At 50.1% G+C, this 22534-nt stretch carries 21 protein-coding genes; 7 read left to right on the forward strand and 14 right to left on the reverse strand.

Going from position 1 to position 22534, the window contains the following annotated elements; all coding sequences use genetic code 11:
* Positions 1–185: 185 nt before the first annotated feature.
* Complete coding sequence (locus UC15_RS14520; protein ID WP_112289105.1) at positions 186–1124, forward strand: aminoimidazole riboside kinase; 939 nt, start codon at positions 186–188, stop codon at positions 1122–1124.
* Positions 1125–1197: 73 nt separating this feature from the next.
* A complete protein-coding gene (locus tag UC15_RS14525) occupies positions 1198–2193 on the forward strand; it encodes a LacI family DNA-binding transcriptional regulator (protein ID WP_112289106.1) in 996 nt (331 codons plus the stop codon).
* A 2-nt stretch (positions 2194–2195) separates the two neighbouring features.
* Here UC15_RS14525 and UC15_RS14530 read toward each other — a convergent pair whose 3' ends face one another.
* From UC15_RS14530 to UC15_RS14545, 4 genes are all read right to left on the reverse strand, one after another.
* The gene (locus UC15_RS14530) at positions 2196–3635 is read right to left on the reverse strand and encodes a glycoside hydrolase family 32 protein (protein ID WP_112289107.1); all 1440 of its coding nucleotides are present in this window, start codon (positions 3633–3635) and stop codon (positions 2196–2198) included.
* Positions 3632–4897 carry an MFS transporter gene (locus UC15_RS14535; protein ID WP_112289108.1) on the reverse strand — a complete coding sequence of 422 codons (1266 nt, stop codon included), beginning with the start codon at positions 4895–4897 and terminating at the stop codon, positions 3632–3634. Before UC15_RS14535 ends, UC15_RS14530 begins: the two co-directional genes overlap by 4 nt.
* A gap of 317 nt (positions 4898–5214) precedes the next feature.
* Positions 5215–6237 carry a hypothetical protein gene (locus UC15_RS14540; protein WP_232829894.1) on the reverse strand — a complete coding sequence of 341 codons (1023 nt, stop codon included), beginning with the start codon at positions 6235–6237 and terminating at the stop codon, positions 5215–5217.
* Between the two features lie 293 nt (positions 6238–6530).
* A complete protein-coding gene (locus tag UC15_RS14545; protein WP_112289109.1) occupies positions 6531–7418 on the reverse strand; it encodes a MurR/RpiR family transcriptional regulator in 888 nt (295 codons plus the stop codon).
* Between the two features lie 455 nt (positions 7419–7873).
* Between UC15_RS14545 and UC15_RS14550 the strand changes: the two genes are divergently transcribed.
* Together UC15_RS14550 and UC15_RS14555 are read left to right on the forward strand one after the other, a co-directional pair.
* On the forward strand, positions 7874–10003 hold the full coding sequence (locus UC15_RS14550; RefSeq protein WP_112289110.1) for a TonB-dependent siderophore receptor: 2130 nt from the start codon (positions 7874–7876) through the stop codon (positions 10001–10003).
* A gap of 34 nt (positions 10004–10037) precedes the next feature.
* Complete coding sequence (locus tag UC15_RS14555; protein WP_112289149.1) at positions 10038–11150, forward strand: ABC transporter substrate-binding protein; 1113 nt, start codon at positions 10038–10040, stop codon at positions 11148–11150.
* 125 nt (positions 11151–11275) lie between these two features.
* Here the strand turns inward: UC15_RS14555 and UC15_RS14560 are convergent, their stop codons facing one another.
* The 5 genes from UC15_RS14560 to UC15_RS14580 form a co-directional block, all read right to left on the reverse strand.
* The gene (locus UC15_RS14560) at positions 11276–11662 is read right to left on the reverse strand and encodes a methionine-R-sulfoxide reductase (protein WP_112289111.1); all 387 of its coding nucleotides are present in this window, start codon (positions 11660–11662) and stop codon (positions 11276–11278) included.
* A gap of 112 nt (positions 11663–11774) precedes the next feature.
* Positions 11775–12524 carry a TRAP transporter substrate-binding protein DctP gene (gene dctP / locus UC15_RS14565; RefSeq protein WP_112289112.1) on the reverse strand — a complete coding sequence of 250 codons (750 nt, stop codon included), beginning with the start codon at positions 12522–12524 and terminating at the stop codon, positions 11775–11777.
* A 46-nt stretch (positions 12525–12570) separates the two neighbouring features.
* Positions 12571–13689 (reverse strand): NADH-dependent flavin oxidoreductase, encoded by a 1119-nt coding sequence (locus UC15_RS14570; RefSeq protein ID WP_112289113.1) that lies wholly within the window; start codon positions 13687–13689, stop codon positions 12571–12573.
* Between the two features lie 12 nt (positions 13690–13701).
* Positions 13702–14760: an alpha/beta hydrolase gene (locus tag UC15_RS14575; protein WP_232829896.1), complete on the reverse strand. Its 1059-nt coding sequence runs from the start codon at positions 14758–14760 to the stop codon at positions 13702–13704.
* Positions 14761–14952: 192 nt separating this feature from the next.
* The gene (locus tag UC15_RS14580) at positions 14953–15843 is read right to left on the reverse strand and encodes a LysR family transcriptional regulator (RefSeq protein ID WP_112289114.1); all 891 of its coding nucleotides are present in this window, start codon (positions 15841–15843) and stop codon (positions 14953–14955) included.
* A 343-nt stretch (positions 15844–16186) separates the two neighbouring features.
* Between UC15_RS14580 and nudI the strand changes: the two genes are divergently transcribed.
* Positions 16187–16612 (forward strand): nucleoside triphosphatase NudI, encoded by a 426-nt coding sequence (nudI, locus tag UC15_RS14590; protein ID WP_112289115.1) that lies wholly within the window; start codon positions 16187–16189, stop codon positions 16610–16612.
* A gap of 316 nt (positions 16613–16928) precedes the next feature.
* Here nudI and UC15_RS14595 read toward each other — a convergent pair whose 3' ends face one another.
* Positions 16929–17612: an O-methyltransferase gene (locus tag UC15_RS14595; protein ID WP_112289116.1), complete on the reverse strand. Its 684-nt coding sequence runs from the start codon at positions 17610–17612 to the stop codon at positions 16929–16931.
* Positions 17613–17866: 254 nt separating this feature from the next.
* On the reverse strand, positions 17867–18478 hold the full coding sequence (locus tag UC15_RS14600) for a TetR/AcrR family transcriptional regulator (RefSeq protein ID WP_112289117.1): 612 nt from the start codon (positions 18476–18478) through the stop codon (positions 17867–17869).
* Positions 18479–18529: 51 nt separating this feature from the next.
* Here UC15_RS14600 and UC15_RS14605 point away from each other — a divergent pair, with 51 nt between their 5' ends.
* Both UC15_RS14605 and UC15_RS14610 read left to right on the forward strand, forming a co-directional pair.
* Positions 18530–19369: an N-acyl homoserine lactonase family protein gene (locus UC15_RS14605; protein WP_112289118.1), complete on the forward strand. Its 840-nt coding sequence runs from the start codon at positions 18530–18532 to the stop codon at positions 19367–19369.
* Between the two features lie 196 nt (positions 19370–19565).
* Positions 19566–19895 (forward strand): NIPSNAP family protein, encoded by a 330-nt coding sequence (locus UC15_RS14610; protein ID WP_112289151.1) that lies wholly within the window; start codon positions 19566–19568, stop codon positions 19893–19895.
* A 242-nt stretch (positions 19896–20137) separates the two neighbouring features.
* On the opposite strand, the gene UC15_RS14615 is transcribed toward UC15_RS14610, so the two are convergent.
* The 3 genes from UC15_RS14615 to UC15_RS14625 all read right to left on the reverse strand — a co-directional run bounded on the left by UC15_RS14615 (position 20138) and on the right by UC15_RS14625 (position 22170).
* Positions 20138–20902: an NADPH-dependent F420 reductase gene (locus tag UC15_RS14615; RefSeq protein ID WP_112289119.1), complete on the reverse strand. Its 765-nt coding sequence runs from the start codon at positions 20900–20902 to the stop codon at positions 20138–20140.
* A gap of 131 nt (positions 20903–21033) precedes the next feature.
* Complete coding sequence (locus UC15_RS14620) at positions 21034–21768, reverse strand: NADPH-dependent F420 reductase (protein WP_112289120.1); 735 nt, start codon at positions 21766–21768, stop codon at positions 21034–21036.
* Positions 21769–21804: 36 nt separating this feature from the next.
* Complete coding sequence (locus tag UC15_RS14625; RefSeq protein WP_198659714.1) at positions 21805–22170, reverse strand: MarR family winged helix-turn-helix transcriptional regulator; 366 nt, start codon at positions 22168–22170, stop codon at positions 21805–21807.
* Positions 22171–22534: the final 364 nt, after the last annotated feature.

Below are 22534 nucleotides of genomic sequence, written 5' to 3' on the forward strand. Positions count from 1 at the left end.
TTCCTGAGCACAATAAACACCCGTTATGTATTTACGCAACGAAGTTCGGCAGCCTTGTGCTGGATTTGTGATCTTGCTGGCAATTCCCAATGTCGTCCTGAAAATTCATTTGCTCTTGATTAGCTAAACCGGTTCTTCTATTTTATCGACAGACGATTTATCAGGATTATGAAAAGGGAATGAAGATGAATAACCGGGTTTGGGTACTTGGCGATGCCGTGGTGGATTTGATCCCTGAGCAGGATGGCCGCTTATTAAAATGTCCGGGCGGAGCACCGGCAAACGTTGCCGTCGGCATCTGTCGTCTCGGCGGCGACAGCGCTTTTATCGGACGCGTGGGTGATGACCCGTTCGGGACTTTTCTGATGAAAACCCTGGATGATGAGGGCGTCAATACAGAGTGCATGACGCCTGATCCGCATCACCGCACTTCCACGGTGGTGGTGGAAAACGACGCAGACGGCGAACGTTCCTTCACATTTATGGTGCGTCCGGGCGCGGATTTATTCCTCCAGGCCACCGACATTCCGGCGTTTAGCGCAGGACAGTTTTTACACTTGTGCTCGATTGCCTTATCCGCAGAACCTTCCCGGTCTTCGGCTTTTCTGGCAATGGCGCAGATGAAAGCGGCAGGCGGATATGTCTGTTTTGATCCCAATATCCGGCATGACTTGTGGCCTGATGAGGAACAGCTGCGTGACAATCTTGACCGCGCCTTGTCGCTGGCGGATGTGATTAAAATATCGGAGGACGAGCTGGAATTTCTGACCGGAGAAGCGTTGTTGTCCGAGGGAATGCTGCGCCTGTGTGATCGTTATAACCCCGAAATGTTGCTGGTCACGCAGGGGAAACAGGGTGTGTCGGTCTACCGGAAGAAAAATGCCAGCCTGAAGCATTATCCGGCACCCGAAGTGCGGGCGGTGGATACTACCGGTGCAGGAGATGCCTTTGTCGCCGGGCTGCTGGCCGGACTGGCGCAACACTGGCCACTAACTTCGGACAGCGCATGGCAGCAAACCATTCATCAGGCGCTGGCGTGCGGGGCGCTTGCCACCACCGCGAGAGGCGCAATGACCGCTTTGCCCGACAGCGCGACCTTAAAGGCGTTTTCCTCTCAGATCTGATCTGAATAGATTTACTCCCTGACCCTTTTTTTGTGTAGGATCAGGGGAGTCAATTTTGCCGGACCGGAGAGTTATGGCTTCGCTGAAAGAAGTAGCACAACTGGCCGCGGTGTCGCTGATGACAGTGTCCCGCGCCATTAACGAACCGCAACGGCTAAAGCCCGAGACACTGGCGCGTGTTCAGACGGCGATCAGCGCCCTGAATTATGTGCCTGATTTTTCCGCACGCAAGATGCGTGGCCGCAGTACCAAAGTCTCGACTCTGGGTGTGCTGGCGCTTGATACCGCCACCACGCCATTTTCGGTTGAACTCCTTCTCTCGATAGAACTGACCGCGCGTGAATTTGGCTGGAGCAGTTTTCTGGTCAATATCACGTCGCAGGAAGACAGTAAGCGGGCGGTCAGTCAGCTGCTTTCTCAGCGCCCGGACGGTATTATCTTTACGACCATGGGGTTGCGTGAAGTAGAAATCCCGGAACGTCTGCTGGATAAAAACCTGGTGCTGGCAAACTGCCTGAGCCGCGGACACGCGCTGCCGGGTTACATTCCTGATGATTTTGAAGGGCAGTATCAGGCGATGAAAGCCCTGATCAAGAAAGGTTACCAGCGTCCGCTATGCTTTTATTTACCCGCTTCCATACCTGCCGGGATTTGCAGAAGGGCGGGCGCGGAAGCGGCATGGCAGGAAGCCGGATTGCCTGCACAACAACTGCGCCAGTTCCATATGGCGTCAGGTGATGAGCATTATCGCGATGTGGTGGCTTTACTTAATGAATTTACCCCGCACGATAAGCCGGATTTTGATGTGCTGGTGTGCGGCAACGATCGTATTGCATTTCTGGCCTATCAGGTATTGCTGGCGAAAGGCATCACCATTCCGCAGCAGGTGGCGGTTCTGGGTTATGACAACATGGTCGGTATCGGTGATCTGTTCCAGCCGCCGCTGACCACGGTGCAGTTGCCGCACCGCGAGATAGGCCGTGAAGCGGTATTGCATCTGATCGAACAGCGCCCGAACAGCGGAGTGATCCAGATTTCCTCCCCGCTGCTTGAGCGCGCTTCTTTGTGACGTTATTCGGTGCGCAGTGCCCAGCTATCTCCCTGACTTAACATGGCCTGTCCTTTTTCTGCAAAGAGAGAAAGGGCGCGCTTGTCCGGCTGCGGATAAATTCTGCTGCTGAGCGTTTTCTCCCCCTGATTAACAAAAACTTCCACCGATGAGCGGTCGATAAAGACACGCAATTCCAGATGATTGCTTTCCGGCAGCGCGACACTGCGGCTGTCCTGAATTCTGTATGCGGCATAATCCCGGTTCAGAAAGAGTCTTTGTGTCTGTTTGTCCACGAACAGGCAAAGACCGTCGCCGAGCGTGATGCCAAAGCGTTCTGCGTCCGAATGACTGAGATCCCATTGCAGGATAATTTCAGTTGCCTGAGCATTTTCAGAAAGTTGCTGCACGCTGCTTTTCAGCACGCAGGGCGTCAGCGGGCGATGTTCCCGGCGAAGTGTGCAGACTTCCTCTGCCGGCATCATGCGGACTTTTCCGTCACGTAACGTCAGCTCGCGGGGCAGGGTAAGGCAGCCCGCCCAGCCTTCTTCTTTGGACGGCATCACCGATTCCCACATATCCATCCAGGCGATAATGATCCGGCGTCCGTCAGCCGCAGTGAATGACTGCGGCGCATAAAAATCATGCCCGTGGTCGAGTTCCATAAAGCCTTGCGTAATCTCAAAGTTTTGACCCGGCTGCCAGTGCCCGCGCAGATAACCGCTCTGGAATAAGTTCTGATAATCATGGCCCTGCGTGCGGATCCCTTGCGGCGAGCACATCAGAATATGTTCATCGCCCAGCGGGAAGAAATCCGGGCATTCCCACATGTAACCGTCACCGGCGTCGGCTTTGGCGAGAACGCGATCAAACGTCCAGTCGCGCAAGCTGGTGCCTTTATAAAGCAGTACCTGTCCACAATCGCTGGCGTCACGGGCACCGACGACCATCCACCAGTGACCGTCTTCCTGCCACACTTTCGGATCGCGAAAGTGCATGATATTTTCCGGCGGCGTCAGCACCACACCCTGTTTGGTAAAATGAATACCGTCCTGACTGGTTGCCAGACATTGTACTTCGCGGATGGCGCTGTCATTGCCTTCACCATTGAGCCAGACGTGGCCGGTGTATATCAGGCTCAGCGTGCCATTGTCATCGACGGCACTGCCGGAGAAGCAACCGTCGCGGTCGAATTCTTCTCCCGGCGCCAGTGCCACCGGCTGATGCTGCCATCTCACCATATCCTTGCTGGTGGCGTGCCCCCAGTGCATTGGCCCCCAGTTTTCACTGAACGGGTGGTGCTGATAAAACGCGTGATATACCCCCTGATGATAAATCAGGCCATTCGGGTCATTCATCCAGCCGGCCGGAGGGGCGAGGTGAAAGTTGGGATAAAAGGCGTTACCGCGCTGGTTTGTTGCCTGATTAAGCGCCAGTTGCGCGCGTTCAAGTTTTGTATTCATACCATCTCACTTTTATTCAGAAGCATGTTTTTGGATGCCGGGGAAGGTGGAGCCTGGCTTTTTTCGCCGGTCAGCAGGAAAACGGAAACGAGAGTGAGCACCAGAACCAGCGTCCCCATGATCATGTAAGTGTCAGCAAAACCCAGCAGGTCATACCCGTGACCGGCCAGTGGCGACAACACACTGGCGCAGACTTGCGTAATGAACTGGAACCCAACCAGATATAGCGTTGCGGAAAGGCGCGGGTCAAAGCGGGTGGTAATGTATTTAAACATCGCAATCAGCAGGATGGGCAGCTCAACAGCGTGCAGCAATTTCATGCAGGAAATGGTGACCGCATCCGCTGCCAGGCCTGATCCAAACACGCGCAGTGCCATGATCGTCCCGCTGAGTAACAGTCCGTTTTTCGCCCCGATTTTGTTGACAACAAAAGGCGCCAGGAACATGCCGCCCGCTTCCAGAAACACCTGGAAAGAGTTAAGGAAACCGTACATCTCGTTGCCGTGGCGGACATCAGAAAACAGTGACGCGAAATACACCGGGAATTGCTGGTCGTAGACGTTGTAGACGCTGACGCCGGTAACAAAAACAATCAGCGCCCAAAACCGCGGGAGGCGGAACAGGGTCATCGCATCGCTGAGCGTCAGGGTGCTGGATTTGCCGTATTCGAGCTGGCTCAGGGCATCCGTTTTCACTTCCCGAAGTTGCCATAGCAGCAGCAGAAAAATGGCAGCCGAACAGGAAGCCATCCAGAAGTTGAGGTTGGGATTGATATTAAACAGCATCCCGGCAAAGAAGGTTGCGACGGCCCAGCCCAGTGAACCCCACATTCTGGCTTTACCGAACTCAAATCCAAGAATACGACTGACGCGCTCGGTGTAAGACTCCAGCGCACCGATCCCGGCAAAAAAAGTCGCACCGACATACAAACCGCCCGCCACAGCGCCAGACAAAATACTGATCTTCAGCAGCGGCGCAAAAACGAAAATAAAGAAAGGCCCGCTGATGAGTAACAGAAAACCCAGAAACCAGAGCAGGTTTTTACGCAACCCCAGTTTGTCCTGAATGAAACCGTACAGTGGCTGTGCACAAAGTGCGGTCAGCGCGACAGCGGAAAAAAACAAGCCTGTTTCAGTGCCTTTCAGCCCGACCTTCTGGCTCAGCCACAATGAGATAAGCGAGAAGGCGGAAGACCAGGTGTAGAAAAAGGAAAAAAGTAAACCACTCAGCAATGCGTAATGACTTCGTTGACTGTTTTTCATGGCATGTCCGGGTTTGAATCGTCACAAGGAGTCATATTGTTAACGTTAACATATGAGTTTTCAAAGATTCATAAAGCGCAAATTATGATGTTAATCACGAATGTTAACGTTAACATTTATGGAGTGTGATCAAAGTATCATTTTTCGGGAAGGGCATCTCTTTGTTGAGTGAGGCGAGCGGGTCAGCGAAAACAAAACTAAAAGGGGCAGGCGAGGAACAAAAGGGCAGGTGAAGCAGCTTCCGGGACTGAATAAAAAAGGAGGAGATATTGCTATCTCCTCCCGTGTTTTACATCAGGACATTTACAGGGCTGTCATTACAACGGGCGCTGATGGGTATAAACAGCACGGGGTTGAGTACGGCGCCCCAGCATACCCATAAAGCCCGCCAGAATGGCTTCGATCACTAACATCACAAAGGTAAACCAGCTGGCTTTCGCCGTTGCAGCAGCTGCTTTTTCAGCGGCTTCGCGGGCTTTCTGCTCTGCCTGCTGTTTCAGTTCTTCATATTTAGCACGGGCCTGTTGATAGGTTTTTTCAGCCTGGCTGACAATCTGATCGACTTCCTGATCGCTTTTTCCGGTACGGGCTTTAATGATATTTTTCAACGCGTCACGGTCAGCTGCCTGGAATGTATCTGCATTACGACTAATTAAACCTTTAATAAAATTAGTGAGATCCGTATCGGCGGTTTGCGGATGATTACTGGTGTCAGCCGCCTGATTTTGGGCATTGTTTACTTCACCCTCGGCTTTATTTTGCAGGTTCTCTGGTTGCAACTCCGGTTTCCCGGTCTGGCGCAGAGTGGTTTCAAGTTCATTCTGCAGACTGTCGAGATTAATATTATTTTCTCCCAGCTTGTCTTTTACCATTTGACCTACCGGTGGCGCAGCGGCAGATATTCCACTGCCTAACGTTTGTAACCCAGATCCCACAACACTGGCTGCACCGCTGACCGCATTATTGACGACCACAATCAGGAACCAGGTGCAGATTAAGGTGTTTACACCAAACATCAATACGCCATGCAAAGCTCCCTCACGCTGAGCCAGTCGTCCGCTGGCATAGGCCCCGGCCGCAATGGAAATCAACATGCTGATGCCTGTCCAGATGGCCGCTCCTTTCCCTAATCCATCGAGCGGGTTTTGCTCTTTCAGGGGATCAATGGTACTGGCTCCGATGGCTGTCCCTAATATTGCCAGTAACAAATAAACCACCATTGAAATAATGACGCCGGCAAAAATAGCACTCCACGAAATACGTTTAAGCGGCACTCCGTTCGCAGGCTCAATCAACGTTTCGTTATAAACTTCAGTGGCAGGCCTTTGATGATCAGTCATTTGGACATCTCCATATATCGCCATATTTTTGATAGTAAGAAGGGAGCTTACCCCCTCATAATCACTGCTTATCCTGGCTAATGTCAGTGAATAATCACACGATTACATTAGCTGCCTTAATGTTAGTAAGAGAATGACGATTACACCAAAAAATAATTATTTCGCTAAATAATCAGGACGTTATTTACGACATGTCGCGCGCGTAAGTAATATCCCTGAGCATTGAGGGGAGAGGATCTCAGGAATAAAAAATTTAACCCGCTGTGTAATTACGCAGATCCGTTACATGATCTTCATTTAGAACGGGGAGCATTCAAGGCTTTGTTCAGATCCTGGATCCGCTTCATCGTTTTCATGGTTCGCGATGCAGATGCGGAAGCGACGGACAAAATCAGCATCTCAAGACACACCAGGACAGTGCCATGAAGTGGCATTCTGCCATTCTCACCCCCACGCGGCACATTGATAACGACGGTGGCTTCCCTGGTGAAAAAGGATTCCGCGGCATTTGTCAGTAATATTATCGGAATACCCAGACGTTTCGCCTCATGTACCGTTGTTTTTCCCTCACGGTGCGCACTCTTCTGCGCCATCATGATCAGCACATCTCCACGCTGCAAGCCGATCAGTTGTTCCGCCAGCGCAATTCCCGAACGGTTAAGGCAGATAGCGGGAATGCCAATGCGGGTGAACAGTCTCGCACTGTACTCGGCCAGAATGCCGGACGCATTGATACCAAACAGCGCCACCTGACGGGCACCGGCCAGTAAGGCAATGGCTTCAGAAATAGCCTGTCGGTTTGCGGGTTCTGCCAGGGCATCACAAGCGCGCTTATGGCCGTCGAGAACAAAGTCCATTCCTGACGTCATATCACACGAGAGTTCGCTGACTGTGGTGATCATCTTTTCTTCAGAATTGACCGATGTCCCAAACCACGCCTCCAGCGTTTTTTTCATATCCCGCAAGCCAGCAAAACCTAATGCCTGGACAGCACGTATTACCGTCGCATCGGAAACTTCTGTGGCGGCAGCAATCTCCATGGCCGTCGCGTCCAGCGCTGTCTCGCGATTGTTCTGGATGTAAGACGCAACGGTTTGCAATCCTGGCGGGAGCGTATGAGCCCGTGCGCGATATCGTTCTCCGAAAACATCGATCCTTTTTTTACTTCGCACTTCTGCCATGGAGTTTTACTTATCCTCTTAATTTTTAATCACTTAAAAATGACATCGGGTTAACGGACTCTTTCACCATCTTAGCAATGTAGTGTTTTTAGGGGGAAGGATATTTTTAATCCGGAGCAGTAAAGTCTTAGAATTTTCATTCGGGGGAAGATGTTTTGTTACTATTTTGAATTAAATCAGCATCTTAATATTGTCTCTGCTTTGCCAGTAAAGGCACGGCCTGACGCGTATTCATGTAGCAGAAAACTGAAAAAGACAATTTACTACTACATCAGTGCGTGGTTGAATGATAATCAATTGCATTGCTGGGACGATTTGTTGTCCCATCAGAATAAAAATAAAAGACAGTAAACAGCCAGAAGATATAACCCATTTCTTTATGTGGATGTTGTTTTAACGCTATCTGGCAATTTTTTTACGGAAAAAGGCGTCATTTTCATACCAGGTCGAATTAAATGAATAATAAAGCGTTATTTAATTTTAAAAGAAAACACCATCCTGCATTAATTGCCGCCTTATATGGCGTCGCGATGATAACCCCTAATACCGGTTATTCGGCAGACGATGGCGATACCCTGACGATTAGCGGTCAGGAGCAAAATAATCAGGGGTACAGCGCAGGCTCAAGTTCTGTTGCCAGCAAAACGCCGACACCTCGTCTTGACGAAGCGCAGTCGGTCAGCGTGGTGACCCGGCAACAGCTGGATGACTATCAGGCTGAGAGCCTTTCTGACGCGATGCGTTTTGTTGCGGGTGTGAGCGAGAGCAATACGCTGGCGGGCACGGAGGATGGCTTTGTCCGCCGTGGCTTCGGTTCCAACTCTGATGGTTCTGTTTATCGTGACGGCGTACGCAGCAGCCAGGGCCTCAATTTTGATGCCACCACTGAAAGGGTTGAAGTGCTGAAAGGCTCTGCTTCTTTACTGTATGGGATCCAAAATCCGGGTGGCGTGATTAATCTTGTGAGCAAAAAGCCGCAATACGACTGGCATACGAAAATCAGCGGGCGTTATGCCAGTGAGGGCGGCGGCGCAGGGACAGTGGATGTTACCGGCCCGCTGGGTAACGGGTTTGCATTTCGCATGATCGCTGAAAAACAAGATCAGGATTACTGGCGTAATTTTGGCAGCGACAAGCACACGTTACTCTCTCCCTCTCTGCAATGGTATGGCGAAAAGGCCAGTTTCCTGATCAGCTATTCTGATTATCGCTACGACATTCCTTACGATCGCGGTACCGCTTTTATTAACGGTAAACCGATCGATATCGGCTATAAAGACCGGCTGGACGACAAGTCAAACCGGGCCTGGGGGCATAATAAAACCCTGAACGCTCATTATGACTGGCAGTTCAGCGACGACTGGAGTACCCGTCTCACGCTTGGCTGGAACCAGCGCCGCTACGACAATGACGAAGTCAGGGTAACCGCAGTGAACACCACAACCGGTGCGGTGACGCGCAGGGCGGATGCTAACCGCGGCTTTAATCACAAGACCAAATATGTTTCCTGGGATTTGCTGGGCTCTCAGGACATTCTGGGCATGAATCACAATATTGTGCTGGGTACGGATTATGAGATGAACCAGACCTATCGTGCTCATCAATATCAGGGCAAGGCGAACAGCAGCTTTAACTATAATGATCCGCAATACGACATCCTCTCACCGGTCGTCGACAGCACAACAGAGAATACCGCGAACGGAAATAATCTGAACCGTATCCACAGCCGTTCAGTGTATGCAAAAGACAGTATTTCGCTGACTCCCAACTGGATTGCCGTCGTCGGCGGCCGTTATCAGCATTATGAACAGCGTGCTTCAAAGGGATTTGATCCGGTTGTTCAGACCCTGGATTCCGAAGGCAATAAATTCCTGCCACAGGCAGGGCTGATTTATAAAGTCACGCCTGATGTGTCCCTGTACAGCAGCGTCAGCAAGTCCTTTACCCCGTCCACGGATGTTGATGATGACGGCAACGTCGGCAAGCCGGAGCAGGGCACGACCTGGGAAGTGGGCAGCAAATGGCAGATGACTCCGCGCCTGTTTGCCAGTGTGGCGCTGTATCGTATTGATGAGCGCGATATGTCGCTCAGCATCAACGGCAACACCCGCGCCATTGATAAAGCGCGCTCAAGCGGTGCTGAATTTGAGCTCAACGGTGAAATTCTGCCTGACTGGGATGTCAGCGCGAATTACAGCTATGACAAAGCGGAAATTGTCGATGATGGCGTGAATTCCGCCAATAATGGTAACCGCCTGCAAAACGCGCCACGCCATTCAGGGGCACTTTATCTGAGTCATAACCTGACCATTAACGGCCTGCCGGGGGATTTCCGCATCGGCGGGGGAGCACGGTATGTCGGCACGCGGGCGGGGGATCCGGAAAACAGTTTCACGCTGCCTGATTATGTCGTCGCTGACAGTTTCGTGGCCTGGAATAACCACCTGTTCGGTGAGAAAACCCAGCTGAAACTGAACCTGAATAATCTGTTTAATAAACATTATTACACCTCCAGCGGCGGTAATCTTCGCGTGCGGGAAGGTGAAACCCGTAATTTAATGGTGCAGGCAAGTGTTGAATTCTAATCTGAATATGGCTTCTGTTCGCGGCCAGAAGCGTATGCTGCATGTGCTGGTTAGCCTGCTGCTTATGTTGTTTCTGGCGCTGATAAGTCTGAAAACTCAGGCGCGAACTGTCATCGATATCGACGGCAATCATGTTGAAGTTCCGGATAATCCGCAGCGTATTGTGCTGGGAGAAAGTCGCATGCTCTATACGCTGGCGATGCTGGAACCCGGCGATCCGGTCAGACGCATCGTCGGCTGGCCCCTTGATTTGAAGAAATATGACAGTCAGATCTGGGCGATATTTGCGCGAAAATTTCCCGATATGCTGGCTATTCCGTCGCTGGGGCTGGGCGGGACTAATGACATGAATCCTGAAAAGGTGCTGGCGCTCAAACCGGATCTGGTCATTTTGCCGAGTCTGGCGCGCTATGACGATGCAGATTTACGGCTAAAAGCCATGCTCGACGCCGCGCATATTCCGGTTGTTAAAATAGATCTCCGTGTGCATCTGCTTAAAAATACTACGCGCAGTGTGGCTATCCTGGGCGAAGTGCTTAATCAGAGCGCAAGAGCGCAGGCTTTCAATCGCTTTTACGATGCGCATATGCAGGTCATTCATGAGCGCCTGGCTTCCTACCACGGGAAAAAGCCGACCGTGCTGCTTCAGCTACATCTTGGACGCCGGAATGAATGTTGCGTGACGGCGGTAAAGGGAAGTCTTGGTGAACTGCTGTCCCTTGCCGGGGGTGATAACATCGCCAGCAAAACGGTACAGGGCGTCTTTGGACGATTAAATGAGGAAATGGTGATCATGGCGCAACCCGAAGTCTACATCGCTACCGGCGCGGGTGCTGCTGAAGATCAGAATGATTTGAAACTCGGGCCGGCGATCACCCCCGACATGGCGCAGCAAAGCCTGCGTGAATTAACGGCCAGACAGAATGGATTACGTGAACTGAAAGCCCTGCATAATGGCCGAACGGGGATAATTTGGCAGAATTTCTACTTAAGTCCATGGCACGTTGCTGCGACGGAGTTTATGGCGAAGACACTATATCCGGAACTGTTTGCGGATATCCAACCGGAACACACGTTGAAGCAGATTTTCCATGATTATCTGCCGATACCTTACAGCGGCACATTCTTTGCGACTGGCGGTCAGTAAACACGTCAACCATGGCATGAGATTTACTGAGTCCCTCAGGATAAGACATCACGCTATGATGATATTGTTGGCGTTTTCTTTATAAGGGCTGCTCCTGAGCGGCCCTTTTTCACATTGATTCCTGCTTATTCCGCCTTGTGATAATTACCTTGCTGGTCTGCGCTTTCAAAAACCATTGAAACGGAGTTCACACAGTGACGCAGATTCTTCTCGGTTAAATATTCTCCCTCAAAGACATGCCCCAGATGCGCCTTGCAGTTGGCACAGACAATTTCGGTTCTGCGGCCATCGGCATCAGGTACGCGCTCAACCGCACCCGGAATTTCATCATCAAAAGCGGGCCAGCCACAGTGAGACTCAAACTTATGTTCTGACGAATACAGCGGCGCAGAACATCTTTTGCAGACATAACGGCCCGGGGAGAAGTGCTCGTTATATTCACCGGTATAAGGGCGCTCGGTCCCTTTATTTTCAATAACAAAACGTTCGAATTCGTTGAGTTCTTTATTCATTCTGATGACTCCTCAGATTACAGACATTGCAGGTGCTGGCTTTCAGTTTACACGATAAACCTGACCGCGTGGCGTACGCGACCCGACCTGAGCACCTGCTGCTAAGCGCCGGTCAGCGGGAGTTCATCGACTCAGTCATCATCACGCTGACTTTTTCCATCACTGGCGCGGCCAGTGTGTTGCCTTGCGCTTCTTGCTGTTTTACCCACTGAGCCTGAGCGTCCTGATAGCGGGTAACCTGTTTCCAGTGGGTCACTTCGCTGTGTTGCAGCTCGCGGACATTTGCGCCGTCTTTTCGCAGGGCATCGAGCTGTGGTTCAAAATTGCTATCCATCACTGAACAGGCGGTTTTGTAGGCCAGGGTAGCAGCGCGGGTGATGGCGTCTTTATCCTGCTGCGCCAGTTCGTTCCAGACTTTCTGATTCATCACCAGCAGATAAACATGGCCCAGCCACAGCTCTTTCGAGACTAAAACATCAGGTGCCATCTTCTGAATTTTAAGATCATAACCGCTGTCGACATTGACCATAATGCCGTCCAGCGTACCGGTTTTAAAGGCTTCCACAGTCTGCGGCCCCCACGGCATGGTTACCGGCGTGGCACCGGCATTACGCAGAAAACCCTGATGCCAGAAACTGGCTGAACGCCAGGTTGTCCCTTTAATATCCTCAAGGTTTTTGAGCGGATGTGTGCTGAAAAATGCCAGCGGATAACCCGTGGCAATCAGCACATTCACTACGCCTGCTTTTTTCAGTTCAGCAGGGAAGGCGGGGATTTCAGTAAAAACGCGACGGAGGAAAGCAATTTGCTTATCGCCGGAAGGCCCGACAGGAAAGCTTTTGACGATCTGATGCAGCGGCAGTTCTTTTTTTGATAAAACGCACCGCGTTCATCACGGTTAGCCGTATTTAACGGATGTTAAACCAGCCAGTCGTTTCCTCAATTACACGCCACAGTTTTTGGGGTATAGCAAGTTTCTCTACGTCTGATGCAGCAATACTGAGAGCAATTTTTCCGTCAGCTTTGCCATCCACGAATTGAACCCAGTCTGGGTTCATAACCATACCCTGACCTACTGCCGTCAATGATACGCCTGCTTTTACAGCATCCTCGGCTTGCTCTGGTGTTCGCAACTGCCCGGCAACAATCAGAGGTATACGTCCAGCAAGGTGATCACGCACGATTTCGATGACTTTGGGACCATTCGGTGCATCAACTGGTCTGGCTTCAAGTGCATTACCGAGTGATACATGAAGATAATCAATACCCTCATCGACCAGGCGGTCAACCAGCTGAAGCGACTCATCAATGCGCAACCCATCTTCGTAATGCTCATCCGGGGAAATGCGGTATCCCATCAGGAAGGGATGGGTTGCGTGCTCAGCAATCGTTTTACGCACACTCTCAATGACGCTGAGCGGGAAACGCATACGGTTTTTAAGAGAGCCGCCCCATTGATCTTCTCTACGGTTGGAATGAGGTGAGAAAAAGTTCTGAAGTAAAAAGCCATGGGCACCATGTAGCTCAACACCATCAAATCCTGCTTCTATTGCACGGCGAGTTGCTTCCCCGAAAGCCTGAATAACAGTTTCGACTTCAGTGCATGTCAGTTCACGAGGGGTAACGGACGGTGCGAAAGGACCGGCGTCTCCGGGAATAGCACTTGCAGCCACAATATCCGAAACCAGTTCAGGGCTGGTTTTCACACCTGCATGGAATATTTGTAAGATTGCCGGTGCTCCACCGCTTTTTGCAGCCATAGCAAGGCGCTTTAAACCGGGAATAAATTTGTCGTCATACGCAGCAAACTCTCCCGTAAACCCAATGCCGTTTTCCTGAACATGTGTACAGCCAGTAATGACCAGCCCGATATCCTGAACGCGTCGACGATAATATGCTTCTTCCTCATCAGATACCGTGCCGTCTTCATTACCCGCCCAGGTCGTCATCGGAGCCATCACAATACGGTTGCGCAGCGTCACACTTTTACCAAGTGGAAATTTTTCTAGTAGTGGAGTTTGTTTCATGGATAGTCATACCTATGCGAGATTTTTCTTGAAGAAAGGAGCCAGCTTACTCGCTGCAACCGTTGCACCCTGACCATCATAGAGGTCCATATGGGTGGCACCCGGAATGATATGCAGCGTTTTTTGAACAGAGGCCGCAGTGTTGTGTAATTCCTGGCTGTGCCAGAGCGATCCTGCTTTACTGCCGGCTACAATCAGAAGTGGTTGTGTTAAATAGACATCCGCTCCTTCAAATCCGGTGAAAGACGCCAGCGTGCTGATACTTGTCATCAGCATTTGATTGGTAGAAGTCGGATATTTTCCGCGTTCGGTCAGATAGTAGTCCGCAGCTTCCTGAAGATCATTGGGGGCACTGGTATCACCCAATTTGGGCACATAGTTGACATAAACCGGTGCGCCGCCTGCTGCTTCGACTGTGCGCTGTTTAGCAACCGCATCCAGAGTTGGAATGAGTTCAGATTCTGATGTTGTTCCTTCCCAGCCTTTACGGGTCGCCGCTCCAACATCTACGGCACTGACCGTTGCCAGCGCTTTGATTCGGCGTTCCGTCATCGACGCTTTAACCGTGATACCACTGCCTGCACAAACGCCTAATGCGCCGATTCGATTATTATCGACATAAGGCAGAGTCGTCAGGTAATCGACTGCGCTATAGAAATCGACGACTCGCTTCATGGGGTCATCAACAAAACGCGGTAATCCGCCACTAGCCCCCTGATGGGAGGCATCAAACGCCAGGGTGACAAATCCTTCTTTAGCCAGTTTGAGGGCATAAAGTCCAGCTGTCTGTTCCTTAACGCCACCACCAGGGTGGACAACGACAATAGCAGCGTATTGACGGTTTTCGCTGAAATCCGGGGGGACGTAGATATTTCCCGACATCATTATCTCATTGTTCCGGAACAGAACGCTGGTGATTGTGATGCCATCTACGTGTGTAGTGGTGCCAGATGTATTAGGTGTAGATGAGAGCATGGCTGAGGCATGACCCGCCATCAGTAATCCTGCTGAGGCCACTGAACTCGTCAGGATAAAATTACGGCGACTTAACCCACCTGTTTTTTTACTCATTGCAAGACTCCTTCATATACATGATGGCGGCCCTGGCCGCTGAAAGAACATGGATTGTTTCAGCGGCCATCTTAATCTCTTTAGTATTGAGAAATTAGATGCTTAATTTCGCATGGGCTTAGAAGGAGGTTTTATTAATAGGGTTATAAGTCACTGAGTTCGACATGAAACAGGACAAACAGCGCTCAAAGGTTATGGGGCACGGAGTGCTTTGAGCACAAGTGCAAATGCCGGAGAATGTTGCAGACGGCTGGGGTAGTAAAGATGATAGGGGGGACGCGGTGGACACCAGTCTGTCAGCACCTGGACTAACATCCCGTTTTCAAGATAATTCTCCACGATATCTAGCGGCAGATAAGCAAGTCCCAGTCCATCAAGGGCGGCCTGCCTCATCATATTTATTGTGCTGAAAGTCGCTCGTCCATCAATACGGACCTTAATTTCCGTCTCATCCTTGCGAAACTCCCAGATATAGAATCCGCCATGAGTGGGCAGGCGTAATCTGATACAGCTATGATCGTTTAAATCACGAGGCGTTCCCGGATAGGACTTCCTCATGAAATAAGAGGGCGCTCCGACCACTGCAAAACGGAAGTCCTTGGCAAGTGGCAGGGAAACCATATCCTTATCGACCTGTTCGCCCAACCGAACGCCAGCATCATAACGCTCAGCGACAATATCTTTGAGTCCGTACTCGCTGATAATTTCAATGTTGATATCGGGATACTCAAGCATCACCGGGGCGAGTTTAGGCCAGAGAATTGTATCGGCTGCATGTTCAACGGCAGTAATACGCACAGTACCGGCTGGTTTTTCTCTCAACCCGCTGAGTGCGGCGATCTCACTTTCAATTTCGTCAAAATGTGGTCCTATACGGGAAAGTAGCCGCTCGCCAGCTTCTGTCACAGAAACGCTACGCGTGGTACGGGTAAGAAGGCGAAGGCCAAGATCTGCTTCAAGAGTCCTTACGGTGTAGCTCAGCGCCGACTGCGAGACACCTAACTGAGCGGCCGCTTTTGTGAAACTTTTTTCACGGGCAACTGCGATAAAAGCTTGATAATCGTTCACATTTTTACGGCGCATTTATAGACCAGGTTTTTTTGGATTAATATTTCTTACTTATAAAATAATTCCTGGCGTGGAGGTTTGTCTATTGGTAACGATCCAACGTTCCACATCCACGACAAGTATCCATTAGCACTCACTCATGCTCAATTGAACCAAGGCTTACCAACTTCCGCTTTTGGCACACAGCATACAAGTATGTGGCTGAAGGTCTGCTGAGAGCGATCAGCGGAATATCAGCATTTTACAGATAATCTTCCGAAACATCTTCGTCAGCGGGTTATGATTTGTAATCATCCGGGTGAAATTGACACCTTTTCTGATAGGGTAATTCAGAAAGCAATGATGTTAAGGAGATAAAATGCGCCAGAGAATAATCGTGTGCCCTGTGATACAAAATGACGGTGAGTATCTGCTTTGTAAAATGGCTTCCGACCGTGGGGTTTTTCCGGGGCAGTGGGCTCTGCCTGGCGGGGGAATGGAACCCGGTGAAATGATGGAAACTGCTCTAAGGCGCGAAATCATGGAAGAACTAGGTGAGGAACTTCGTATCATTGATGTTAAGCCGTGGGCATTTCGTGATGATATCCGGACTAAAATGTATCCAGATGGAAGCACCGAAGAAATTTACATGATTTATCTTATATTTGACTGCATTGCCGCTAACCGGAATATTACCTTTAACGAGGAATTTCAGGAAATTATCTGGGTGGCACCTGAAGCAATGAAAAGTATGGATTTGAATGAAGCGACACGGGTTACTTTTTTCCAGAAAGGACTCATTTAGCGAGCACCCTGCCTTTATGGCAGGGGTTTAGTCATTAACGATTAAGTCTGTCAAAGTAGCCTGGAGCTGTCATTGCCTACTCTATCTGTACCTACTTCGTCTCTTCACGTGGTTTTCAAAAAATATGATGTGAGTGGTGAGAAATGTTAGTTAGTTTCATGCTGTTCATGGCAGTTCCTCTGAAGGATTGATTGGTCTGTTATGAGCGAGGAGCTGAAGCTCTGGGCATAACTCAAGCAGCACAGCTTTTGACAATCCTTTAGAAGTTGTGATTAAGAGCTGGCGATGAGTTCGTTCTTCTTAGCGAAAAATATAATCACCGGGCTTTAACGATAGCCATGACGAAACCATCCCATCCTTTTTCACCAACAGTCTGTACCGCTGTAGCTTCAAGTCGCTCATCCTCAGAAATCATCTGAACAAATTCTCGCAGACCTTTAACGTTCGGATCATCACTGCTGGAGTCGATTACACCGCCACCGCGCACAGTGTTATCCCCCACGATAACAGTACCTTGTTGCGACAGTTTGATAGCCCATTCAAGATAGTGTGGGTTATTCACTTTATCAGCATCGATAAAAATCAGGTCAAAGGGGGCTTTAAGTGTTGGCAAGACATCAAGTGCTGCCCCAATACGCAACGTTACGCGCTCAGCCAGCCCCGCATTGTTTATATTCTGGCGAGCAACCTCTCCATGATGCTCGTTGAATTCAATTGTCGTTACGCTTCCATGTGGTGGGAGAGCCCTGGCCATCCATATGGTGCTATAACCCCCAAGCGTGCCTATTTCAAGAACACGGACAGCACGTGACATACGAATGAAAATGGCCAGCATTTTCCCCTGCAAAGCAGATACATCGTGTGTGGGCAATCCTTGATCTATGTTATTAGCGAGAGTGTATTTTAAATCTGAGTCTTCAGGGGCGAGCTTTTCAGAAAACCAGGCATCTACCTGTGCCCATTTATCAGAATCTCGCGAAGGATAATCAGGAATTCGCATATGAAATCTATTCTCCTAAAAAACCATATGAAATTTTAGCAGACATTTGTTACATCGGTTGGTACGCCTACCTTTTCTGAATGTTAAAATCAGTAACGTCCGCTTCTGGCACAGAGCAGACAAACACATGACGCTGAAGGTCTGCTGTGAGCGATCTGCGGACATACCGCTGGTTTCTGAAAGTGTCTTTAATCTGTTTTATCTCAAAATAGCGAGCTTTATCATCCCGAGTTCGGTCTTAATAAAAAACGCGATCAAAACATCTGCTCTAAAACTCGGCTGATATTTGCCACCAGATATTCCTCATCTACAGACTCCTGAGTAATCAGAATTCTGAACCAGACAGGAGCAATAAGTGTTTCAAGTATGGCTCTGCGCTGCCCCTCATAGCCAGCCTCGCCACGCAAAGCTGCCCGTTCAAACATGATTTCCGCCTGCTGAAACCTTTGCTCCCAGACCTCCCGAATAGCAGATTCAACCATGCCATCCCCCGACGAGGTCGCGCTAATAGCGCCCAGTACCCATTTCCTGCCCTCTGATGAAGCGAGCATGGAGGAAATCCTATGCAAAAATTCATACAAATCTTCGGACAGGTTGCCGCTGTCTGGAAGGGTAACCATGCTTTCAGCGGCACTTTTGAACACATCGGCAATCAATCTTGCTCTGTCAGGCCATCGACGAAAGACCGTCGACGCATTGACTCCGGCAAGATGCGCGACGTTTCGGTGTGTCAGGGCATTCGCTCCTTGTTCCATAAGTATCTGCCGGGCAGCCTGCAACACAGCCTCCCTGACTTTAGCACTGCGTCCACCGGTTCTTTCTTTTACTGCGTCGAGTGATTCTTTTTCTTCAGATGTTGCTCTCATTGCGCTCAAAGCCTAGTATTAATGCAACACTTGTTGCGTTAAGAGGATGACATGAAAATACATTGCCTGCAAACCGGAGATGTTCAGATCAAAAGCCGGCATCAGTTAGCCCGCTATGAAGCACGTCCAGCCCGCGTCGTGGATATTTTGAGAGACAAAGACTGGAGTCTACGTCTCCCGATTGGATGCTGGCTTATTGAACATCCGGAAGGTCTTATCTTAGTGGATACAGGCGAAAGCTCACACGCGAATGATCCGGGCTATCAGCCCTGGTGGCATCCATTTATGCAGAAATGCGAAAGGAGATGGGTAAAACCTGAAGAAGAAGTTAACGCCAGAATTCAGGCAGTCGGATTCAATCCAAGGGAGGTGAGGTGGGTCATCATGACCCACATGCACGGTGACCATGCCGGAGGAATCGGGCACTTCCCTGACAGTGAGATAATCCTGAGTGAAAAAGAAGCGCATGACGCTCTTGCATGGAATGGGCCAGTGCAAGGTTTCCTTAACATGCATTATCCAAAATGGCTTAAACCAACCACCACCACACATGATGACGGGCCGTTTGAAAGTTTTGACAGAAGCATGGCGGTAACGAAAGACGGCGCAGTAAGAATTGTTCCAACCCCGGGACATACTCTTGGGCACCAGTCAGTCGTGGTAGATGCAGGCACTCACTATGTATTGATTGCAGGAGATGCTTCGTACCAGGAAAGTTATATGCTGGAAGGTCGCGTTGATGGTGTCGCAGTTGATGCAAAGTTGCATCATGATTCAACCCGCAGAATGCGCGAACTATGTAAACGCAAATCAACCATTACCCAGTTCGCCCATGATTTTGATAGTGCAAAACGTCTTGAAGAGAAAATATTCACTATTCCTCGCGAATAGTTGATGTCTCATGTGGCTCTGTGCCAAAAATTTAGATGAGACGAATACGTCCGCTTTTGGCACTCAGGAGACGCTCAGACCCAGCATGGCGAGGAAAGAATCGGTATCAATCTGCACGCTCCGCCAATACTGACAAGTTCAACTGTTCCACGCGCAATAATTCGCTATGATGAAAAAAATGAATAGGATATCGAAGATGAAAGCAGTCGAATTTCTGCTGTACACTCTAAAACCAGGCACCGGGAAAGACTTCCACAAAATCATGAAGGAGGAGAGTGCTCCACTTCACCATTCAGCGGGCATGGATATTATTTCTTTTGGCATATCCGCACATGACAACGACGCATACTATCTGATCAGAGCTTATGACAGCCTCTCCCATCTCAAATCCTCTCAGGAAACTTTTTACAACAGTGAAGAATGGCGTCTTGGCCCTCGGCAGGACATTATTGATAGGATCAGCGTCAGCATTAAATCGGTGCTCATGCTTAATAATAGTGCCATAGAGAATTTACGTTCAAATTGACTGTGCATCTATGCGTATAAAAGCCGCGCAAGCGGCATTTATATTGCTTGCCCGAGCCGTTCATCCGATGATCTGAGGTATCTCACCGGCAGCTGTGAGCGAAAAGCGGACATAGAGCCAGGAACAGAAACGGCACCGGAGTGCCTGGATTTAAAAAAGAATTCAGGAGCTAGCGGCTATACCACGAACTCCTGTACTGAATGATGGATGTGTTAAGCCCTCTCTGAGGGCCCGGTAAATACTTACATAAAGATTAAACGTGATACCTGTACACCAAAATCAGCATCCGGATTGGTCCTGCTGTCGCCAGCCCGCTCCTGAAATATAGCGGCTGCAAGATCCCTTCTTGTGGCCAGACGAGATGCCTCAGCTGATGCCAGAGCGGCGGAGATCTCATCGTAATGCAGATCTGTGCAGTAAACCGGAGACCCCGGCTGCTGACGCCAGGATTCTGCCAGGCTGCCGGTATCATAGGCATCAAAGCCGGTATCACTGACCAGTTTCATAATCAGTTCGCGATGCTTCTTGTTATCACCAGCCACGGGGATGGCGATGCGGCCCTCTGCGTCTGCTGGCTTGCCTTTGGCTGCAAAAGATCCGGAGCCAATCGCATTCCATGCTTTAATAACAGGCCGGCCTAACTGCTTCTCAACCCACAGGCTTTCCACCTGACCGCCTTCAATTACGTCAATTTTCTGATCCCGGTGCGGATAATAATTAGATGTGTCAGCCACGATAACGTCAGAGGGCAGATTTACGATAAGCTGCGAAATCTCAGGGATCCGCATAAGCGGTATTGAAAGTATTAACACATCAACGTCACTGACGGCTTGTTCAGCCTTAACAGGCAGAGCCCCCGTTTCCAGTGTTTCGGCCTCAATCGTCTCCGGACCACGCGAGTTAGCGACCTTTACGTTGTGTCCTGCGGCTGCCAGTTTACGTGCCAGGGTTTTACCTATGTGGCCTGTACCAAGGATACCGATGCTGAGAGGGTAAGATTGATTCATCGTTTTCTCCTGAATGAGTGTTTTTCAGAGATAGGACGTTCACATACAATAGTGACGTCTCTGAAATGGAATCCGGCAGGTCCTGCGTCCGGACTTGTCATCATTTACTTAAAAAGCTGGGGCCGATTGCGTTAAGCAGTCATTTCTCTGTTGCGTGCGATAACTTCTTCATGCGTGAAGTCGGCACCGGGGCTCATAAATACTTTCATCAGCTCATCACGGTTTTTCGGGGCGCGGGCCGCATCTGCTGCTGAAACGGCTTCTTTGAGTTCCTTTATATCCAGCTCAGTGCAGTAGGCTGGTGTACCGGGCTGCTGACGCCAGGATTCACTCAGTGGACCGGCATCAAGCGCATCAAAGCCGGTTTCGCTGACCAGCTTAAGCACAACGGCTTTTGCCCAGGCATCATCTCCGGCAACGGGCAGCGCAATGCGACCGGGCGCGCCGGACGGTAAACCTTTATCAGCCAGCGTGGCGGCTAAGGCTGCATTCCAGGATTTTACAAGTTGTCGTCCAGTTTGCTCGCTCGCCCATACAGACTCCGGTTTGCCATTATCAACTTCAGCAATGGCACTGTCCCGGAAGGGATAGTAGTTAGAGGTATCAATAACCACGGCACTCTCCGGTACCTGGCTGAACAGGTTTGCCAGGCCGCGATGCTTTTCAAAAGGAATGGCAAGAATAATCGCGTCAACGTCTTTTACCGCCTCTTCACGCGTAACGGCGGTTGCGCCCACTTTACGAGCCAGGTCACGGATGCTGTCCGGTCCTCTGGAGTTAGCGAGCTTTATTTCATGTCCGCCAGCGGAGAGTTTGCCAGCCAGGGTTGCGCCAATGTTTCCTGCGCCAATGATGCCAATTTTCATAATCAACTCCTTGCTTACAGTATATTTATACGCCGCCTAGTCAGATGCAGGGTGAGACAGAGCATTCAGCGTGTCGCGCAACTGAGCCAGCCCTTCTTCGCTGAGCCGACAGGCGGTTTTGATTTTGTCGGTGATACACCAGAGTTCATCTTGCAGGGCATCTCCGGCCTCGGTCAGAGTGATGAGGACCCGACGCTCATCAGCAGGATCGCGCGTGCGCTTAACCTTGCCGGAAGCCTCCAGGCGCTTTAGAAGAGGCGTGATGGTTCCCGTGTCCATATCGAGTTTGTTCCCTAACTCTCCCACTGACCGTGGTGTGCCACAGAACAGTTCAAGCATCACAAGATACTGGGGAAACGTCAGGCCCAGCGGGTCGAGAAACGGCTTATGGAGTCGGTTCATGCGGTTTGCGGCTCCGTAAAGGGCAAACGATAGTTGTTTTCCAATTTCCATATTTTCTTTAGGTTTCATGCTTCGCAATCTCTTGTGCCTTATTATCTAGTGAGCTAGATAATATCTTAGCCGTTCCTGCTCAATTACGAAAGGTTTCAGTATGGGTAATCTGTGCGGTAATTCAGTTTAGCTGCTCAGCAGAAGAGATGTGATGGCTTTGCAAAGTGGGGGCAGGACTTATTACCCACCTTTGCTTAATATACCTTAGCGTCAGCAACGTCCGTTCCTGGCACAAAGCGGACCGTCATACCTGCTTAAGTCACTGGCTTAGCGTAGGATATTTTCCGTTTTCCAAGCGGCCCCCAGATCGCAC

It is taken from the genome of Rahnella sp. AN3-3W3 (assembly GCF_003263545.1).
Classification (GTDB): domain Bacteria; phylum Pseudomonadota; class Gammaproteobacteria; order Enterobacterales; family Enterobacteriaceae; genus Rahnella; species Rahnella variigena.

Coding starts and splice junctions, on each gene's coding strand:
- UC15_RS14520 (WP_112289105.1), top strand. CDS start 186: ATGAATAACCGGGTTTGGGTACTTGGCGATGCCGTGGTGGATTTGATC.
- UC15_RS14525 (WP_112289106.1), top strand. CDS start 1,198: ATGGCTTCGCTGAAAGAAGTAGCACAACTGGCCGCGGTGTCGCTGATG.
- UC15_RS14530 (WP_112289107.1), bottom strand. CDS start 3,635: ATGAATACAAAACTTGAACGCGCGCAACTGGCGCTTAATCAGGCAACA.
- UC15_RS14535 (WP_112289108.1), bottom strand. CDS start 4,897: ATGAAAAACAGTCAACGAAGTCATTACGCATTGCTGAGTGGTTTACTT.
- UC15_RS14540 (WP_232829894.1), bottom strand. CDS start 6,237: ATGACTGATCATCAAAGGCCTGCCACTGAAGTTTATAACGAAACGTTG.
- UC15_RS14545 (WP_112289109.1), bottom strand. CDS start 7,418: ATGGCAGAAGTGCGAAGTAAAAAAAGGATCGATGTTTTCGGAGAACGA.
- UC15_RS14550 (WP_112289110.1), top strand. CDS start 7,874: ATGAATAATAAAGCGTTATTTAATTTTAAAAGAAAACACCATCCTGCA.
- UC15_RS14555 (WP_112289149.1), top strand. CDS start 10,038: ATGCTGCATGTGCTGGTTAGCCTGCTGCTTATGTTGTTTCTGGCGCTG.
- UC15_RS14560 (WP_112289111.1), bottom strand. CDS start 11,662: ATGAATAAAGAACTCAACGAATTCGAACGTTTTGTTATTGAAAATAAA.
- UC15_RS14570 (WP_112289113.1), bottom strand. CDS start 13,689: ATGAAACAAACTCCACTACTAGAAAAATTTCCACTTGGTAAAAGTGTG.
- UC15_RS14575 (WP_232829896.1), bottom strand. CDS start 14,760: ATGAGTAAAAAAACAGGTGGGTTAAGTCGCCGTAATTTTATCCTGACG.
- UC15_RS14580 (WP_112289114.1), bottom strand. CDS start 15,843: ATGCGCCGTAAAAATGTGAACGATTATCAAGCTTTTATCGCAGTTGCC.
- nudI (WP_112289115.1), top strand. CDS start 16,187: ATGCGCCAGAGAATAATCGTGTGCCCTGTGATACAAAATGACGGTGAG.
- UC15_RS14595 (WP_112289116.1), bottom strand. CDS start 17,612: ATGCGAATTCCTGATTATCCTTCGCGAGATTCTGATAAATGGGCACAG.
- UC15_RS14600 (WP_112289117.1), bottom strand. CDS start 18,478: ATGAGAGCAACATCTGAAGAAAAAGAATCACTCGACGCAGTAAAAGAA.
- UC15_RS14605 (WP_112289118.1), top strand. CDS start 18,530: ATGAAAATACATTGCCTGCAAACCGGAGATGTTCAGATCAAAAGCCGG.
- UC15_RS14610 (WP_112289151.1), top strand. CDS start 19,566: ATGAAAGCAGTCGAATTTCTGCTGTACACTCTAAAACCAGGCACCGGG.
- UC15_RS14615 (WP_112289119.1), bottom strand. CDS start 20,902: ATGAATCAATCTTACCCTCTCAGCATCGGTATCCTTGGTACAGGCCAC.
- UC15_RS14620 (WP_112289120.1), bottom strand. CDS start 21,768: ATGAAAATTGGCATCATTGGCGCAGGAAACATTGGCGCAACCCTGGCT.
- UC15_RS14625 (WP_198659714.1), bottom strand. CDS start 22,170: ATGAACCGACTCCATAAGCCGTTTCTCGACCCGCTGGGCCTGACGTTT.